Below are 17,282 nucleotides of genomic sequence, written 5' to 3' on the forward strand. Positions count from 1 at the left end.
AGGCGAGGGCGAAGGGTGAGCTGCGCGGAGAGCGGGGGACAGTGGCGGGACATGTCCAGCGGATCGAACTGCCCGGCGGGAAGGTCGTGCACGCGCGGATCGGCGCGTCGAGCCGGCACGGCGAGGACGACGAGGACGTCGGCGTGCTCGACACCGCCGTCGCCCGCGTCGAGGAGCTCGGCGAGCTGATCCGCGGCGTCGGCGGCTCCGTGCTCGACGCCGCGGCGGCGGCCCGGCCCGACGAGGCCAGCGTCACCTTCGGCGTCGAGCTCAGCGCCAAGCCCGGCAAGGTGATCGCCGTACTCGCCGAGGGCGAGGCCAAGGCGTCCGTGCAGGTCACGCTCACATGGCGGCTGGACAGAGGCGGAAACGCCCCACGCGACGACGCCGCCACCACCCCGCAGACACCCGCCACCCCGCAGACCCCCGCCACCCCACCAACCCCCAGCACCCCTCCGCCCCCCGCCACCCCACCAAGCCCCGCCACCCCTCATGCCTGAGCCCGCCCCCCGGCTCGACGCCCTCGCGCAGGCCGCCACCGTCCATCTCATGGCGGCGGACGACGACGGCGCGTACGGCACGGAGTCGGCCATGTGGGGGAGCGGCTTCTTCGTCGCGCCCGGATGGGTGCTGACCTGTGCGCACGTCCTGCGGCCGTATCTCGCGAGGGACCGCGGCCGGACGTTCGCCGTGCGCGGCACCGACCTCAACGACGGCATCCCCGTCACGGCCCGCCTGGCGCACTGGCTCATCGGCGACCACGAGCGGGCCGTGCTGCCGCCCGAGGAGGACCTCGCCCTGGTCCGGCTCCTCGACGACACCGTGGAGCACGAGTGCGTGTGGCTCGCCGACCGTGCCGTACGTCCCTTCGGCGACGTCGTCGCGTACGGCTACCGGCCCGACGAGAACGAGAGCAGCGCGGGCGCCAAGCCCTGGAGCGCCGACGCCGAGATCAACGTCCGCGACGACGGCGCCGGGCTGCGCTTCAAGCCCGACATCGCCTTCCCCAAAGGCGTCTCGGGCGGCCCGCTGCTCGACCCGCGCACCGGCGCCGTCGTCGGCGTCATCAAGTCGCGCCGCAGGGAGCGCGACGGCGGCATGGCCGTCGCGACGCTCGCGCTGCGCCAGTTCGGCGACGCCTACCGCGAGGTGACGGCCGCCCACGACCGCTGGCACGGCACGGTCCCGCGCGTCATCACCGGCGACAACTGGATCGACGAACAGCAGCGGCTGCCCGGGACGGAGTGGCGTCCGGGACCCGACCAGTGGACCCCCAAGGACCGTCGCACCGCGCTCGGCCTCCTCGCCCGGCTGCCCGACCCGGGGGCCGCGCCGTCCGTCGCCAAGATCGTGCGCAAGGTGCGGGGGCGCAGGCCGCCCGGCGCCGTGCCCGCGCTGCTCACCTGGCGCGACGGCCACGGACTGCTCTACGACAGCGCCCTGCCCGAGGACGCGCTGACGTTCCTGCACTATCTGCGGCTCGTCGCCGCGTACGTCCGCAGCCGCGGCGGCGACGCGGAACGCCTCGAGGAGTGGGTCGCCGAGCGACTCAGGGAGGACGACCGCGTCCATCTGCACGCCCTCGTCACCGACGCCCGGCTGCCCGACGGGCTGCTCCCCGACCCCGGCGGCCCGGACCGCGCCGCCGTGCCCTACCCGGGCCCCGGCGAGGGCCCCACGGTCACCGTCCTGCTCGACCCGGTGATCAGCGTGACGCCCGCCCGCTTCCACTGGCAGATCTGGGTCAACCACGGCGAACGGCAGGGGGAGGGGGAGTACGAAGGCGCGTACGGCGACACGGAGCTGGCCGCCGAGGACTACTCCGGCGAGGGCTTCCTGCCCGGGGAGCTCGTCCAGGCGCTGCGCGCGCCCCTCGGCAGGACCCTGCACCGCCTCGACGGCGAGGGACCGCCCGTACCGCTCGAATTCGCCCTGCCCGCCGAGCACTTCGACACGCAGGTGCACCGCTGGCAGTTCGACGACATCGCGAAGCTGTACGCCACCGAGCGGCTCGGCACCCAGCGCCGCGTCGTCCTGCGCGACCTGGCGCGCCGCGCCGATCCGGACAACCCCGACTGGCACGACCGCTGGCGGTCGGTCGCCGCCGCGCGCGAACTGACGCCCGCGCGCGTACCCGAACGGGACACCAGGCCGCAGGCCCGGCACTTCCAGAAACTGCCGCACACCGTGATCCCCGTGATGTGCCGGCCCGCCGGACGCGGCGTCGGACGCGACGCGATGAGACTGGCCCTCGGCAGCGGGCACGGCGTCGTGCTCTGGCACATCGAGGGGCACGCCACCCGCGGCTGCCAGGACGCCTGCGAGGACCTGCACGCGGGCGTGGAGCAGCTGCTCGGCCGGCTCGGCTCGGTCGCCGAGCTCCCCGACCGGATCCGGCACATCCGGCAGGACATCAGCAGCGGCAGGGACGACCGGCACTGGGCGGAACCCCTCGCCCTGCTGTACGACGACCCGCGGCGGCCGCTGCCGCCCGAGGACACGATGCCGGCGGACTCGCCGTGAAAGGGACCCGCGCGGGCACGCGCGCGGTGGCGAGGGCGCGATCGTGGGTACGTTTCCACCGACCGTCGACGAGGAGCACGCAGTGAGCGGATGGTTCATCTACGAGGGGGTCGGTGGTCCGGATCCGGACAGGATCCGACGGCTGCCGGCGCCGCCGCCCTGGCGCGCCTTCGACGCGGAACCGGTGCCGTACGACGTCCCGGACATCGACTCCGCGACGCGCCGGCGCCTCGGCGACAGCAACGTCCCCATGTCCGTGCAGGGCGCCGAGGCCCTCGAACTCATCAACGCCGCCCTCTACCTGCGGCGCCCCCTCCTCGTCACCGGCGAGCCGGGCTCCGGCAAGAGCACCCTCGCGCACTCCCTCGCGTACGAACTGGGGCTCGGCCGCGTCCTGCAGTGGGCCATCGTCAGCCGCAGCGAACTGAAGGACGGCCTCTACACCTACGACGCGATCGGCCGCCTCCAGGACAACCAGCTCGGCCGCGACCACGCCGAGGACATCGGCCGCTATCTGCGGCTCGGCCCGCTCGGCACCGCGCTCATCGCGTCCGACCGGCCGCGCGTCCTGCTCATCGACGAGCTCGACAAGAGCGACATCGACCTGCCCAACGACCTCCTGAACGTCCTGGAAGAGGGCGAGTTCGGCATCCCCGAGCTGGAGCGGATCGCCGACCGGCCCGGCCAGGAGACCGTGCAGGTCCTCACCGACGACGGGCGCCGCGTGCCCGTCACCCGCGGCCGGGTGCGCTGCCGCGCCTTCCCCGTCACCGTCCTGACCAGCAACCGCGAGCGCGAGTTCCCCGGGCCGCTGCTGCGCCGCTGCGTGCCGCTCGACCTCGAACCGCCCCGCGACCAGCGGCTCGCCGCGATGGTCCTCGCGCACTTCGGGACGGGGGCGTACGACACGAACATCGACCTCGTCGACCAGTTCACGGACGCCGAGGCCGACGGCGCGCTGCGCCCCACCGACCAGCTCCTGAACGCCATCTTCCTCGCCCAGCACGCCGCCCGGCAGCACCCGGAGCGGCGCGAGGAGATCGCCGGGCTGCTCATGCGGCCCCTGGACCGCGGGCCGCGGTGACGCCATGACCGGAGCCCCGCACCGCACCGACGCCGTGAGCGACGCGCTCACGGCGCTCGTCGCACGGCTGCGGGACGCCGAACTCGCCCCCACCGCCCGGGAACTGGCCGACTCGCTGTGGCTCGCGGCGCAGGTCGCCGCGGGCGACGACGGGGACGCGGCGGACCCGGCGCGCCGCCCCGAAGCGGACCGGGCGCGGCCCGCGCGGTCCGGCGACGCGTCCGGCGGCGCCGACCCGCACCGCACGCCCGCCCCGCCGGGCCCGCCGCCCCACACGCCGCCCCGCCCCGCGCCCCGCTCCCGCCTCGTCGTGCCCGTCGGGGACGGCGGCGGCCCCGAACGGTCCGGTGGCGTCCCCGTGCAGGTGCCCGCCGCCGCGGTGCTGCCCGACCCGCTCGCCCTGCAGCGCGCGCTGCGGCCCCTGCAGCGGTACCGGCCGCCCGCCCGGCCCGTGCCGCGCGCCCTCGACGAACAGGCCACGGCGGAGCGGGCCGCCGACACCGGGCTCGTGGTGCCCGTGCTGCGGCACGCGCGGCGGCGCGAGGCGCGGCTGCTGCTCGTGATGGACCTGTCGACCTCCACGGTCGTGTGGGAGCAGGCCCTCGGCGAGTTACGCCACGTGTGCGAGCGGTCCGGGGCCTTCCGCGAGGTGCAGGTGCAGTTCCTGCACGAGGGCGCGGACGGCCGTCCCGGGTTCGCGGCGACGGCCCGGCCCGGCGCCGCGCTCCAGGACCCCGGACGCCTCAGCGACCCCACGGGAAGCCGGCTGACCCTCGTCCTCAGCGACTGCGCGGGCCCGATGTGGCGCGGCGGGCTGATGCAGCGGCTCCTGTACCGGTGGGGCTCGCTCGCGCCGGTCGCCGTGGTGCAGCCGCTGCCGCAGCGGATGTGGCGGCGAACGCACCTGCCCGCGCGCCGTGGACACCTGCACCGCTGGGAAGGGCCCGCCGGGCACCTGGAGTTCGAGCCCGCGGGCGGCGGTGGCGCGCGGGCCCGGGCGCCGCGGGGCATCCCCGTGCCGGTGCTCGCCCTGCGCCGGTCCTCCGTGGAGGGCTGGGCCAGGCTCGTGTCGGGCGCGACCGGGCAGTCCCTGGAGGCGGCGGCGGGCCTGGCCGAGGCCGGGCACGGGCCGTCCGCCGCGCCCGTGCGGGCCCGGCAGGAGGTCGGCGGCAGGGAACGGGTGCGGGCGTTCCGGCGCACGGCATCGCCCGCGGCCTGGCAGCTCGCCGTGTATCTGTCGGCGGTGCCGACGATCCTGCCGGTGATGCAGCTCGTGCAGCGCGCGATGCTGGCGGGCAGCGGGCCCGAGGTCCTCGCCGAGGTGCTCCTCGGCGGGCTCCTGAAGCGCAGCGAGCGGGACGACGACCCCGAGGTGCTCGCCTACCAGTTCCTCGACGGCGTCGAGGAGGAGCTCATCGGGCACCTCGCGCCGGACGACGCGCGGCTGCTGCAGAAGCACTGTTCGGACTATCTGGAGCGGCGGTTCGGCCGCAGCGTCCACAACTTCCCCGCCACGGCGGTCGCGCTGCTCGGCGACGCGGGGGAGCCCGTGCAGCCGCCGGGCACCGGCGGCCAGGCGGACCACCCCGGCCTGCGGGCGTTCGCCGAGGTGTCCGGGGAAGTGCTGCGACGGTTCCTGCCGAGGACGCGGACGGAGGTCGGCCAGGACCTCGACGGGAGTGACGCGGCGGCACTGCGGGCGGCGGCCCGCGCGGCCCGCGAACGGTACGCGCAGGGGCGGCAGGCGCGTGAACTGGACCGCGCCGTCGACCTGTTGGAGGCGGCGGTCAGGGCCGCGCAGGCCGGTGCGGGGCGCGACGCCGTCCTGGCCGAGCTGGGCGAGACGCTGTTCCTGCGGTGGACGGCGCGGCGGAGCGTGGCGGACCTGCGCGAGGCGCTGCACGCCGCGGCCACGATCGCCGACCGGCCCCCGCAGACCCGGCTCCTCCTCGGCGCGGTGCTCATGGAGATCGCCGAGGAGGTGGAACGCTCGGGCACGGCCGCGGCCGCGCTGCCCGACGAGGTGCGGGGGCGGGCGGCCCGCCTCGCCGACGGCCCGCAGCGCGGCCCCCGCGGGACGCCCGGGGCGCTCTGGGCCGAGTACCTCCTCCTGAACGACGCGGCGGCCGAACTCCTCCCGATCCCCGCCCACATCGGCGACGACCCGTCCCACCCGGGCTGGCCGGCCCAACGCGCCCTGGCCGAGACACTGGGCCGCCTGGCGGTGGTGGCGGCGCGATTGGTGGAGGGCGGCGTGCGGGTCGGGGGCACGGGCCAGGAAACCGGCTCACGTTCCGGTGCCGCCCAGGACTCGGGCGCGACCTCCGGGGGCCAGGGCTCGGGGGCGAGTCCCGATGGTGCGCCGAGCTCCGGCTCGGCCTCCGGCGCCGTTTCCGATGGGCAGGGGCCCGGGGCCGGACAGGACGGTCGGGCGGGGCAGGGCCTATGGGGTGCGGCGGTGGCAGGGTCGGGACGTGGTGGGGTGTTCGGGGGGCGCGTCGTGGAGGGCGGGCCCGGACGCGGGGGGCTCGCGGACACCTTCGGGGGCGCGTCCGGCGGGGTCCCGCGCGTCGACTTCAGCGGCGGGGTCTTTCTCGGGCCGACGGCACGCGGCGCGGGTGCGGGCACGTCCGGCACCGCGCAGCGCACCGAACCCCACCCCGGCCGCCTCGACCTCGGCGACGCCGCCTTCCACGGCTCCACGCTGGGGCGGCCCCGCCACGGCGTGGAAGGCCCCCGGCCGCAGGACGTGTACGTCGACTTCATGCGCCGCGCCGTCGACACCACCGGCGTGCTGACCCTCGGCCCCGACCCGGCCGACGGGTTCCTGCTGCGGGGGCGGCTGCGCAAGCGGCTGGCGCGGCACTGCACGGGGCGGGGCGAGATCGCGCGGGAGGGCGGCGACCGGGGCGCGCCGGACGGCACCGCCATCGCCGCCGACGCCTGCGACGACCTCCAGGAGGCACTGGCGCGCGGCACGTTCGCGGCCGACGAGCGCAGCCTGGCCTGGCTGGACCTCGCGGAGGCGCTGCAGCTCGCCTGGTGCCACGACGCCGACGAGGGCGGGCAGCGGCTCATCCGCACCGCCCTGGAAGAGGCGCTCGAAGCGGCCGACGGGGACCACGGGCTGACCCTCGCCTGTCATGTGCGCGGCGCGGACGTGTACTGGGCGCGTCACCTGGCCACGGGCCTGCCCGTCCACCGCCAACTGGCCATCGAGGGCTGGACGAAGGCCCTCCCCCTGACGTCGCGGGACGACCCGAGCCGGGTCGTGCTGATGTCCCGGCTCGGCACCGCCCTCGCCCAGCGCGGCGTCGCGACGGCCTCCGTGGCGGACACCGACGACGCCGTACGCCAGCTGCGCGAGGCCGTCGACGCGACGCCGCCGCGCGACCCCGGCCGGGACGAGCGCCGGATGCAGCTGGCGAATGCGTACATCGCCCGCTTCCACGTCCAGCAGACCCTCGCCGACCTCCACGAGGCCGAATGGCTCCTGGGCGCGGTCGCCCGCAACGTCACGGACCCCGTGCTCGCCGCGTACTGCCGGCTGCGGCGCGGCGAGGTGGCCGCGCAGATCTTCGCCCGCACCGGCTTCTCGGCACAGCTCCACCGGGCGGCCGAGTACTACCGAGAGGCGGCCGGCACGGCCGTGGCCGCCGGCGAACCGTCGCTCGCCGCCGAGGCCCACCAGGCGTACGCCGAAGCCCTCGAAGAACTCGGGGAGTTCGAGCGTGCGCTCGCGGAGTACCGCAAGGCCCGGCGGCTGCTCCCCGAGTACGGGCCGCGCGCCACCTACGTCCGCGCCGACGCGATCCGCGCCGCCGTCACCCGCCTGGAGGCCCGGCTGGCCGGAGCGTGACCGTCGGCCGCGGGCGAACAGCTCACCGCCGCCGAACGCGGGCGGGCCCGGCCCCGAGTCCATGGAACTCGGGGCCGGGCCCGCCTCACGTACCGGCCGCGGGGCTTACGCCTCGAAGACCTCGGTCAGCAGCTGGTCCTGCTCGGCCTGGTGGCGCTTGGCCGAGCCGACCGCCGGGGACGAGCTGTGCGGCCGCGAGATGCGGCGCAGGCGCTCGCCGTGCGGGATGTCCGCGCCGACCGCCAGGTCCAGGTGGTCGATGAGGTTGAGGGCGATGAAGGGCCACGCGCCCTGGTTCGCCGGCTCCTCCTGCGCCCACAGGTACTTCTCGGCGTTCGGGTACTTGGCGATCTCCGCCTGGAGCTCCGCACCCGGCAGCGGGTACAGGCGCTCGATGCGGATGAGCGCCGTGTCGTCGGCGCCGCGCTTCTGGCGCTCCGCCTCCAGGTCGTAGTACAGCTTGCCGGAGCAGAAGACGACCTTGCGGACCGCCGACGCCTCGACGTGGCTGTCGCCGATGACCGGGCGGAAGCCGCCCGTCGTGAACTCCTCCGTCTTCGAGGCCGCCGCCTTGAGGCGCAGCATCGACTTCGGGGTGAAGACCACCAGCGGCTTGTGGTGCGGGTTGTGCACCTGCCACCGCAGGAGGTGGAAGTAGTTCGACGGGAGGGTCGGCATCGCGACCGTCATGTTGTTCTGCGCGCACAGCTGGAGGAAGCGCTCGATGCGGGCGGACGAGTGGTCCGGTCCCTGGCCCTCGTAACCGTGCGGCAGGAGCAGCGTGACGCCCGAGTGCTGGTTCCACTTCTGCTCGGCGGCCGAGATGTACTCGTCCACCACCGTCTGCGCGCCGTTGACGAAGTCGCCGAACTGCGCCTCCCACATGACGAGGGACTCGGGGCGGGCCAGCGAGTAGCCGTACTCGAAGCCCATCACCGCGTACTCGGAGAGGAGCGAGTCGTAGACGTTGTAGCGCGCCTGGTCCTCGGAGAGGTACATCAGCGGCGTGTAGTCCTCGCCCGTCGCGCGGTCGATGAGGACCGCGTGGCGCTGGCCGAACGTGCCGCGGCGGGAGTCCTGGCCCGACAGGCGGACCGGGGTGCCCTCGAGGAGCAGCGAGCCGATGGCGAGGGTCTCGCCCATGCCCCAGTCGATCGTGCCCTCTTCGACCATCGTCGCCCGGCGCTGCAGCTGCGGCAGCAGACGCGGGTGGACGGTGACCCGGTCGGGGATGTTGACCTGGGACTCGGCGATCCGCTTGACGACCTCCTGGGAGATCGCGGTGTCGACGTGCACCGGGAACTCGGCCTGCGGGGCCGGCACATCGGCCTGCGCGGGCTGCGAGACGGCCTCGCGGACCTCGGTGAAGACCTTCTCCAGCTGGCCCTGGAAGTCCTGCAGCGCCTGCTCGGCCTCTTCCAGGGTGATGTCGCCGCGACCGATGAGGGACTCGGTGTAGAGCTTGCGCACCGAGCGCTTCTTGTCGATCAGGTCGTACATCAGCGGCTGCGTGAACGCCGGGTTGTCCGACTCGTTGTGCCCGCGGCGGCGGTAGCAGATGAGGTCGATCACGACGTCCTTGTTGAACGCCTGACGGAACTCGAAGGCGAGGCGCGCGACGCGGACCACGGCCTCGGGGTCGTCGCCGTTCACGTGGAAGATCGGCGCCTCGATCATGCGGGCCACGTCGGTGGCGTACATGGACGAGCGCGACGACTCCGGGGCGGCGGTGAAGCCGACCTGGTTGTTGATGACGATGTGGACCGTGCCGCCCGTGCGGTAGCCGCGGAGCTGCGACATGTTGAGGGTCTCGGCGACCACACCCTGGCCCGCGAAGGCCGCGTCACCGTGCAGGGCGACGGGCAGGACCGTGAAGTCCGTGCCGCCCTTGTTGATGATGTCCTGCTTGGCGCGGACGATGCCCTCGATGACCGGGTCGACCGTCTCCAGGTGGGACGGGTTGGCGGCCAGCGAGACCTTGATCTGCTCGCCGTCGAGGCCGGTGAAGGTGCCCTCGGCGCCCAGGTGGTACTTCACGTCGCCGGAGCCGTGCATGGACTTGGGGTCCATGTTGCCCTCGAACTCGCGGAAGATCTGGGCGTACGACTTGCCGACGATGTTGGCGAGCACGTTCAGGCGGCCGCGGTGGGCCATGCCGATGACGACCTCGTCCAGGCGCGCCTCGGCTGCGCTGTCGAGCACGGCGTCGAGCAGCGGGATGACGGACTCGCCGCCCTCCAGGGAGAAGCGCTTCTGTCCGACGTACTTCGTCTGGAGGAAGGTCTCGAAGGCCTCCGCGGAGTTCAGCCGGCGCAGGATGCGCAGCTGCTCCTCGCGCTCGGGCTTGGTGGCGTGGGTCCGCTCGATGCGGTCCTGGAGCCACTTGCGCTGCTTCGGGTCCTGGATGTGCATGAACTCGACGCCGGTGGTGCGGCAGTACGAGTCGCGCAGCACGCCGAGGACGTCGCGCAGCTTCATCATCGACTTGCCGGCGAAGCCGCCGACCGCGAACTCCCGCTCCAGGTCCCACAGGGTGAGGCCGTGCTCGGTGATGTCCAGGTCGGGGTGCTTGCGCTGCTTGTACTCCAGCGGGTCCGTGTCGGCCATGACGTGGCCGCGGACGCGGTAGGAGTGGATCAGCTCGAAGACGCGGGCGGCCTTCGTGACGTCGTCGTCGTGCGAGGCGTCGATGTCCTTGAGCCAGCGGACCGGCTCGTAGGGGATCCGGAGCGCCTTGAAGATCTCGTCGTAGAAGTCCTGCTCACCGAGGAGGAGGTTCGCGACGATCCGCAGGAACTCGCCGGAGGCGGCGCCCTGGATGACCCGGTGGTCGTAGGTCGACGTGAGCGTCATGACCTTCGAGATGCCGAGCTTGTTCAGGGTGTCCTGGGAGGTGCCCTGGAACTCCGCGGGGTAGTCCATGGAGCCGACGCCCATGATGACCGACTGGCCGGGCATCAGGCGCGGGACCGAGTGGACGGTGCCGAGGCCGCCGGGGTTGGTCAGGGAGACCGTGACGCCGGTGAAGTCCTCCATCGTCAGCTTGTTGTCGCGGGCGCGACGGACGATGTCCTCGTAGGCCTGCCAGAACTCGAAGAAGTTCAGGGTCTCGGCCTTCTTGATGCCCGCGACGACGAGCTGGCGGTCGCCGTTGGGCTTCACCAGGTCGATGGCGAGGCCGAAGTTGATGTGCTCCGGCTTGACCAGGGTCGGCTTGCCGTCCTTCTCCTGGAAGGAGTAGTTCATCGACGGCATGGCCTTGATGGCCTGCACCATCGCGTACCCGATCAGGTGCGTGAAGGAGATCTTCCCGCCGCGGGCGCGCTTGAGGTGGTTGTTGATGACGATGCGGTTGTCGAAGAGCAGCTTCACCGGGACCGCGCGGACCGACGTCGCCGTCGGGACCTCGATCGAGGCGTTCATGTTCTTCGCGACCGCGGCGGCGGGGCCGCGCAGCGCCACGTACTCGGGACCGGCCGGGGCCTCGGTCGCGGGCTCCGCCTTGGCGGCGGGCTTCGCGGCGGCGGGCTTGGCGGCGGCCGCGGGCTTGGCGGCGGCCGGCTGCGCGGCGGGAGCCGGAGCGGCGGCCGCGGGCTTCGCGGGAGCGGCCGGTGCCTGCGCCTGGGGAGCGGCGGGCGCGGCCTTGGCCGGAGCGGCCTCGGCCGGCGGCGCGGCGGGAGTGGTGGCCGCGGCCCCCGCGGCCGCGTCACCCGCCGGCTTCACCGGAGCGGTGGCTACGGAAGCGCCCGCTCCTGGCTTGTAGTCGGCGAAGAAGTCCCACCAGGCTCGGTCGACCGAATTCGGGTCCTGGAGGTACTGCTGATAGATCTCGTCGACGAGCCACTCATTGGGACCGAAGGCAGCAGCAGGGTCCTTGCCCTGCCCGTCTTGGTCGGTCGAGATGCTCGAGTTACTGGGGGACTGTGGCGACACGGCGGTAACCGCCCTCTTCCGCTTCACAAGGTGATGGACAGCGGAAATAAAGGCTACGCCTCCGAAGCCGCGAGGTGCAGACCGGGCCCGGCATCCGTCGCGTAAGTCACACTGGAACAGTGGTTTCGGCGCTGTAAATGGCGGGAAACAAGCGAGGTTCCGCAACGCCAGATGGCCGCGCGGGTACGTCCGTGGGACGTCTACGCGCGGCGGCGGCCCCCGGGTGCCCAGGAACGGCACCCTTGAATCGCTTTCACTCGAACCCTACGTCAACTTCACGCCTCGGGCAGGCCCGGAAGAGTGACCTGGATGCGGCAGCCGCGAGGGGATTCGGCCACCCCGATGTGGCCGCCGTGCAGATCGACGGCCCAGCGCGCGATGGCCAGGCCGAGACCGGTCCCGCCGTCGTTCCCCGAGCCCTTCACGGGGGCGCCCGCGTGGCTGCCGCGGTTGAACCGCTCGAAGACGCGGTGCCACTCCGACTCCGGGATGCCGGGGCCCTCGTCGAGCACCTCCAGGTCCAGGGACTCGGGGTAGGGGCCGCGCCTGGCCCGCACCGTCACGCGCCCGTGCGGCGGGCTGTGCTTGACCGCGTTGTCGATGAGGTTGGCCACGACCTGGTGGAGCCGCTCCGCGTCCGCGTGGGCCGTCAGCTCCGGCGGCGACACGTCGAGGTGCAGATGGACGTCCGTACGCGTGTGACTGCCGGAGCCCGACGCGATGCCCGCGCGCGCGGAGGCCACCATGTTGGCCTCCTTCAGGACGCCCGACAGATACGGCCACACCTCGAAGCGGCGGGCCTTCAGCGGTACGACGCCGTTGTCGAGGCGGGAGAGGTCCAGCAGGGTCTCCACCAGGCGGCCGAGGCGCTCGGTCTGCTTGAGAGCCGTGCGCATCGTCTCGGGGTCGGCGGCGGAGACGCCGTCGACGACGTTCTCCAGGACGGCGCGCAGGGCCGCGATGGGGGTGCGCAGCTCGTGCGAGACGTTGGCGACGAGCTCCTTGCGCTGGGTGTCCTGCGCCTCCAGGTCGTCCGCCATCGCGTTGATCGTGGAGGCCACGTCGCCCAGCTCGTCGCGCCGGTCCGCGCCGCGCACCCGGCGCGTGTAGTCGCCGTGCGAGACGGCGCGGGCCACCGCGTTCATCTCGTCCAGCGGGGCGGTGAGGCTGTGCGCCACGAACTGCGTGATGAGGAGCGTGGCGATCACCGAGAAGACGGTGATGAAGCGCAGCTCGGTCTTGGTCTTCATGGCCACGAGGAGCAGCCCCGTGGTGATGAACACCGAGACGACCACGAGGGCGCCGAGCTTGGTCTTGATGGAGAACGGCCGCAGCTCTCCGAAGGGCCCGCTCACGGCAGGACCGGCCTCACGGCGCCGGGGTCTCGAGGGCGTAGCCCACGCCGTGCACCGTGCGGATCCGCTCGGCACCGATCTTCCGGCGCAGCGCCTTGATGTGGCTGTCGACGGTGCGGGTGCCGGACGCGTCGGCCCAGTCCCACACCTCCGCGAGCAGCTGCTCGCGGGAGAGGACGGCGCGCGGGGTGTTGGCCAGGCAGACCAGCAGGTCGAACTCCGTGGGCGTCAGGTGGACGTCCTCGCTGCGCACCCGCACACGCCGCTGGGCGTGGTCGATCTCCAGTTCGCCGAGGCGGAGGATGCCGCTGCGGGGGGTGGTCGCGGCCAGCGCGGCCCGCTCGACCCGGCGCAGCAGGACGTGCACGCGGGCCGCGAGCTCCCGCATGGAGAACGGTTTGGTCATGTAGTCGTCGGCGCCGACCCCGAGCCCGACCAGCATGTCCGTCTCGTCGTCACGCGCGGTGAGCATGAGGACGGGGACGGGGCGCTGGGCCTGCACCCGGCGGCACACCTCCAGGCCGTCGAAGCCCGGCAGCATGATGTCGAGGATCAGCAGGTCGGGCTGCCAGGCCTGGGCGGTGTCGACCGCCGAAGGGCCGTCGCCGGCCGTTTGCACAACAAAACCCTCGGCACGGAGCCGGGCGGCGATGGCGTCGACGATCGTCGGGTCGTCCTCGACCACCAGCACCCGGCGCTGGGCGCCCGGCGTCGCCGCCGTGGCGCCGTTCTGGGAGGTGTGTGTCTGCTCCATCGCCCGCCCCTGACACTGATCGCTTGTGTTCGGTCAGCAGAGTACGGGTCGCGAAGGCACCTCGGCTACGCAGCCCTGACGCCGAGGTGGACCACGTCAGGGACGCCTCGGGCAACGGGGATCTCTTCGGTTCGTACCCTCTGGAATCCGGCATTCCGTAGAGCGTCGTCGAAAGCGGACGAGGGCTGCGCGGACCACACGGCGAGCACTCCGCCCGGGTTCAGACGGGCTTTGCAGGCGGCCAGACCGGCAGGCGAGTAAAGGGAGTTGTTGCCCTCCGTCACCGTCCAGCCGGGGCCGTTGTCGATGTCGAGACAGAGCGCGTCGTACGTGTCCGTCGTGCCGAAGAGGTGCGCGACGAGGTCTGTGTGAAGAATTTGCGCACGTGGGTCGGCGAGCGCCGCTCCGGACAGTTCGGCGAGGGGTCCCTCGCGGTGCCAGCCGATGATCGCCTCCTCGCGTTCGACGACGTCGACGCGTCCCCAGCGGGGGTCCGCGACGGCGTGCGCGAGAGAGAAGCCGACGCCGAGGCCGCCGATGAGGAGGGCGGGGGAGGGGCGGTCGTCGAGGGCGTCGCGGGCCGCGTCGACGAGCAGGCGCTCGGAGCGGCCGTCGCTGGTGTCCATCAGGAAACAACCGTTGGCGATGATCTGCAGCAGCTCACCGTGGCGCCGCAGGACGACCTCGCCGTGAGGGCCCTCGCGCCGGTCGAGCACGACGGGGGCGGTGGTGTGGGTGTGCATGGCCCACAGCGTATTTTTCCGCGACGTCCGTCCGCAGGCGGTTGTCCCGCCCTCCGGGCCGGCGTGCCCGCGCGACGCAGGAGCCGTCCCGCGGGTTGCCGTGTGAGACGCACCTCACGTGGCGCCCGTCATAGACACGCTCGAAAAGAGGGCAAAGGGTGGGGTGGGACGGAAGGAGCGCCTCACCCGTGAACCAGAGCGTGCGGCCCGCCGGGGCCGCGTCCGACGCGGAGACGCCGGGCACCCTGAGCGGCATACCGCGGCAGTCGACGCGTCGGCCCCCGCCGGGGGCGGGCCACGAGCAGGCGGCGCGGGAACGTGCCCCCGGCGCGTCCACCCGGCGCCTCCGCCCCTGGCTGCTCCTGCCCACCCCCACCGGCACGCCCTTCACCTTCGGGTACGCCCTCGTGCTCGCGGCCACCTCGCTGCTCGCGCAGTACGCCGACCCGGACCTCGTGGAGAAGCTCCTCCACGGGTCGAGCACCGACGTGGCGCACCTCGCGCACAGCCCCGTCCTCGTCCTGGTCGCGAGCGCCCTGTGGATCGCGGGCGGCATCACGTCCCCGTACGCGATCGGCTTCCTGCTGGTGCTCACCGCGCTGGAGCGCCGCATCGGCGGCCTGCGCACCGCCGGTGTCTTCCTCCTCGGCCACGTCGTCGCCACGCTCGCGACGGAGGTCCCGGTCGGCTTCTCGGTCCTCGCGGGCCATCTGCCGGACAGTTCCCTGCACCGGCTCGACTACGGCATCAGCTTCGGGGTGGCCGCCAGCGTCGGCGCGCTGGCGGGGCTGCTCACACCATGGCTGCGCTGGCCCGTCCTCATCGGCTTCGGCGGGATGCTGGTCGACGACCTGATCGCGTTCGCCGACCCGATGACGAACTGGGGGCACCTGCTCGCGCTGCTGGTCGGCGTCGCCACCTGGCCGTTGCTCAGGCGTCGCCCCGGCGCGGCGCGCGACGCATCGCCCACAGGGTCGGGCCGCCGCCCGGCAGCTGCACCTCGCCGAGCACCGTGAAGCCGAAGTGCTCGTAGAAGGGGAGGTTCTCCGGCTTGGAGGACTCCAGGTACACGGGCAGGCCGGCCTCGTCGGCGCGGGCGAGACCTGAGCGCAGGAGGGCGGCTCCGTGGCCCTGGCCCTGGGCGGCGGGGTCGGCGCCGAGTACCGCCAGGTACCAGTGCGGCTCCTCGGGGCCGTGTCCGGCGGCGGCCGCGGTGGCCTCGCGGAACAGCGGGGCGCGGTCGCCCAGTATCTCCGCGAGCTGCTCGACGGTCTCCGCGTCGGGCACGGCCTTGTCCTGCGCGCCCGGCGGCACCCAGAAGGCGGCCGCCGCGGCCGTCCGCTCGCAGACGCCGTGGCGGCCGTACTGCCGGGTGAGGAGCGTGGCGAAGTAGCGGCCGAGGCCCGCCTCGCGGGTGGCGGCGTCCGGGAAGAACCAGCGCATCATCGGGTCGTCGTCGAAGGCGCGGGCCAGGGTGGGGCCGACCGTCGCGGCGTCGTCGAGGGTGGCGGGCTGCGGGGCGGGGCGGGGCGCCTCGGGGGTGTTGGTCGTCGACATGCGGTCATTCTGCACTTGTTGATCTTCGTCGCCGGAGCCAGGGGGTTGCTCGCGCGCGGGCGCCCCGGCGCCGCCCGCGCCCGGCCGGCGCCCCGCGCCCCGAATGCCCTCGGCCGCTGCCTGTGCCGCCGTCGGCTGCGGCTCGGGGGTGGCTGAGCGCGCAGTTCCCCGCGCCCCTGGGTGGGGCTTCGTGCCGTCGCCCGGTCGGCGCCCCGGGCTTCGGATGCCGTTGGCCGCTGCCTGTCTCGTCGTCGGCTGCCGCTTGGAGGTGGCTGAGCGCGCAGTTCCCCGCGCCCCTGGGTGGGACTTCGCGCCGTCGCCCGGTCGGTGCCCCGCGCCCCTGGGTGGGGCTTCGTGTCGTCGTCGTGTCAGGCGGCCGCCACCGCTTCCACGATCGACGGGAACGCGTCCGTCGGCAGAATGCGCGTCAGGCGCAGTCCCGCCCGGACGAGCAGTGCGGCGAACTCGTCCTCCGTGCGCTCCTGGCCGTCCACGATCGCTGCCATCGCCACGTCCAGGGTCTTGCCGATGTGCGGTTCGTTGCCGGACGGCAGGACGCAGTCGACGATCAGGAGGCGCGCGTCCGGTGCCATCGCCGCGCGGCAGTTGCGCAGGATCCGCTCGCAGTCCGCGTCCGGCCAGTCGTGCAGGACGTGCTTGAGGACGTAGATGTCGCCGCCCTGCGGCACCTCGGCGAAGAAGTCCCCGGACTCGGCCCGCCACCTGCCGCGCAGCTCCTCGTCGCCGCCCAGGAGGTGCGTGCTCACCGCGGGCACCTGGTCGTAGAGGACACCCGTCAGGCCGGGCCGCCCGCGCAGGACCGCGCGCAGCAGTCCGCCGCGGCCGCCGCCGACGTCCACCACGGTGCCCTTCTCCGGGAAGGGGTACGTCCCGGCGATCACCGCGTCGACCGGACCCGACAGTGACGCCATGCCGCTGTCGAAGAGCTCCCGCAGCTCGGCGTCCTCGGCCAGATACGCGAAGAACGGCTTGCCGAAGACCCGTTCGAAGGACGGGCCGGCCTGGCGGACCGTCTCCTCAAGACCCGCGGAGGTCCGCCAGAACGCCTGGTCGGTCAGCATCACGACCGCCGGGTGCAGCGAGTCGGGCACGTCGGTGCGGAGCGCGTTCGCGAGCGGGGTCAGGTGGAACGCGCCCGCCCCGTCCTCGCGGAAGACACCGCGTGTGGCGAGATAGCGAAGGACGCGGCGGAGGTGCCCGGCGTGGGTGCCGGTCGGCTCGGCCAGTTGCTCGGCGGTGCGCGGCCCCGCCGCCAGATGGTCGGCCACCCGGCAGAGCGCCGCCGTGCGCAGCGCCGCCGAGAAGAGATGCCCCAGTGCGTGGTCCGCGAGCTGCCAGGTTACGTCCCGCATGCCGCCGTCACCGTTCTCGGGTGTGTCCACCTTGGATCCCCTCCGTGGGAGTCGGAGTGTCCACGGTCCCAGGGGGACGGCCGGGAGGGAACGGTACGCGG

Annotated in this window: 11 protein-coding genes; 5 read left to right on the plus strand and 6 right to left on the minus strand. The window is 73.6% G+C overall.

From position 1 onward, the window contains the following. The first annotated feature begins 41 nt into the window (after positions 1-41). From ACH4D5_RS11995 to ACH4D5_RS12010, 4 genes are all read left to right on the plus strand, one after another. Positions 42-500 carry a CU044_2847 family protein gene (locus tag ACH4D5_RS11995; RefSeq protein WP_398301098.1) on the plus strand — a complete coding sequence of 153 codons (459 nt, stop codon included), beginning with the start codon at positions 42-44 and terminating at the stop codon, positions 498-500. Further along, positions 493-2,523 (plus strand): trypsin-like peptidase domain-containing protein, encoded by a 2,031-nt coding sequence (locus ACH4D5_RS12000; protein ID WP_398301100.1) that lies wholly within the window; start codon positions 493-495, stop codon positions 2,521-2,523. Before ACH4D5_RS11995 ends, ACH4D5_RS12000 begins: the two co-directional genes overlap by 8 nt. 82 nt (positions 2,524-2,605) lie before the next feature. Beyond that, positions 2,606-3,607, plus strand: coding sequence for an AAA family ATPase (locus ACH4D5_RS12005; protein ID WP_398301102.1), 1,002 nt, complete (start codon positions 2,606-2,608; stop codon positions 3,605-3,607). A gap of 4 nt (positions 3,608-3,611) precedes the next feature. After that, positions 3,612-7,466 carry an SAV_2336 N-terminal domain-related protein gene (locus ACH4D5_RS12010; RefSeq protein ID WP_398301104.1) on the plus strand — a complete coding sequence of 1,285 codons (3,855 nt, stop codon included), beginning with the start codon at positions 3,612-3,614 and terminating at the stop codon, positions 7,464-7,466. 105 nt (positions 7,467-7,571) lie between these two features. Here the strand turns inward: ACH4D5_RS12010 and ACH4D5_RS12015 are convergent, their stop codons facing one another. The 4 genes from ACH4D5_RS12015 to ACH4D5_RS12030 all read right to left on the minus strand — a co-directional run bounded on the left by ACH4D5_RS12015 (position 7,572) and on the right by ACH4D5_RS12030 (position 14,251). Continuing rightward, entirely contained in the window at positions 7,572-11,399 is a 3,828-nt protein-coding gene (locus tag ACH4D5_RS12015) for a multifunctional oxoglutarate decarboxylase/oxoglutarate dehydrogenase thiamine pyrophosphate-binding subunit/dihydrolipoyllysine-residue succinyltransferase subunit (RefSeq protein WP_398301106.1), read from the minus strand. Between the two features lie 275 nt (positions 11,400-11,674). Beyond that, positions 11,675-12,754 carry an ATP-binding protein gene (locus ACH4D5_RS12020; protein ID WP_398301108.1) on the minus strand — a complete coding sequence of 360 codons (1,080 nt, stop codon included), beginning with the start codon at positions 12,752-12,754 and terminating at the stop codon, positions 11,675-11,677. 13 nt (positions 12,755-12,767) lie between these two features. Continuing rightward, positions 12,768-13,508 carry a response regulator transcription factor gene (locus ACH4D5_RS12025; RefSeq protein WP_398301110.1) on the minus strand — a complete coding sequence of 247 codons (741 nt, stop codon included), beginning with the start codon at positions 13,506-13,508 and terminating at the stop codon, positions 12,768-12,770. 65 nt (positions 13,509-13,573) lie between these two features. Continuing rightward, on the minus strand, positions 13,574-14,251 hold the full coding sequence (locus ACH4D5_RS12030; RefSeq protein ID WP_398301112.1) for a spermidine synthase: 678 nt from the start codon (positions 14,249-14,251) through the stop codon (positions 13,574-13,576). A gap of 188 nt (positions 14,252-14,439) precedes the next feature. Here ACH4D5_RS12030 and ACH4D5_RS12035 point away from each other — a divergent pair, with 188 nt between their 5' ends. After that, entirely contained in the window at positions 14,440-15,267 is an 828-nt protein-coding gene (locus ACH4D5_RS12035; RefSeq protein WP_398301113.1) for a rhomboid-like protein, read from the plus strand. Here ACH4D5_RS12035 and ACH4D5_RS12040 read toward each other — a convergent pair. Both ACH4D5_RS12040 and ACH4D5_RS12045 read right to left on the minus strand, forming a co-directional pair. Further along, positions 15,182-15,808, minus strand: a complete 627-nt coding sequence (locus tag ACH4D5_RS12040) for a GNAT family N-acetyltransferase (protein WP_398301115.1) — start codon at positions 15,806-15,808, stop codon at positions 15,182-15,184. The genes ACH4D5_RS12035 and ACH4D5_RS12040 overlap by 86 nt on opposite strands. Before the next feature lie 368 nt (positions 15,809-16,176). Next, the gene (locus ACH4D5_RS12045; protein WP_398301454.1) at positions 16,177-17,181 is read right to left on the minus strand and encodes a methyltransferase; all 1,005 of its coding nucleotides are present in this window, start codon (positions 17,179-17,181) and stop codon (positions 16,177-16,179) included. Positions 17,182-17,282: the final 101 nt, after the last annotated feature.

This window comes from Streptomyces sp. NPDC018029, assembly GCF_044327655.1.
Taxonomy (GTDB): domain Bacteria; phylum Actinomycetota; class Actinomycetes; order Streptomycetales; family Streptomycetaceae; genus Streptomyces.

Coding starts and splice junctions, on each gene's coding strand:
- ACH4D5_RS12000 (WP_398301100.1), top strand. CDS start 493: ATGCCTGAGCCCGCCCCCCGGCTCGACGCCCTCGCGCAGGCCGCCACC.
- ACH4D5_RS12010 (WP_398301104.1), top strand. CDS start 3,612: ATGACCGGAGCCCCGCACCGCACCGACGCCGTGAGCGACGCGCTCACG.
- ACH4D5_RS12025 (WP_398301110.1), bottom strand. CDS start 13,508: ATGGAGCAGACACACACCTCCCAGAACGGCGCCACGGCGGCGACGCCG.
- ACH4D5_RS12030 (WP_398301112.1), bottom strand. CDS start 14,251: ATGCACACCCACACCACCGCCCCCGTCGTGCTCGACCGGCGCGAGGGC.
- ACH4D5_RS12040 (WP_398301115.1), bottom strand. CDS start 15,808: ATGTCGACGACCAACACCCCCGAGGCGCCCCGCCCCGCCCCGCAGCCC.
- ACH4D5_RS12045 (WP_398301454.1), bottom strand. CDS start 17,181: ATGCGGGACGTAACCTGGCAGCTCGCGGACCACGCACTGGGGCATCTC.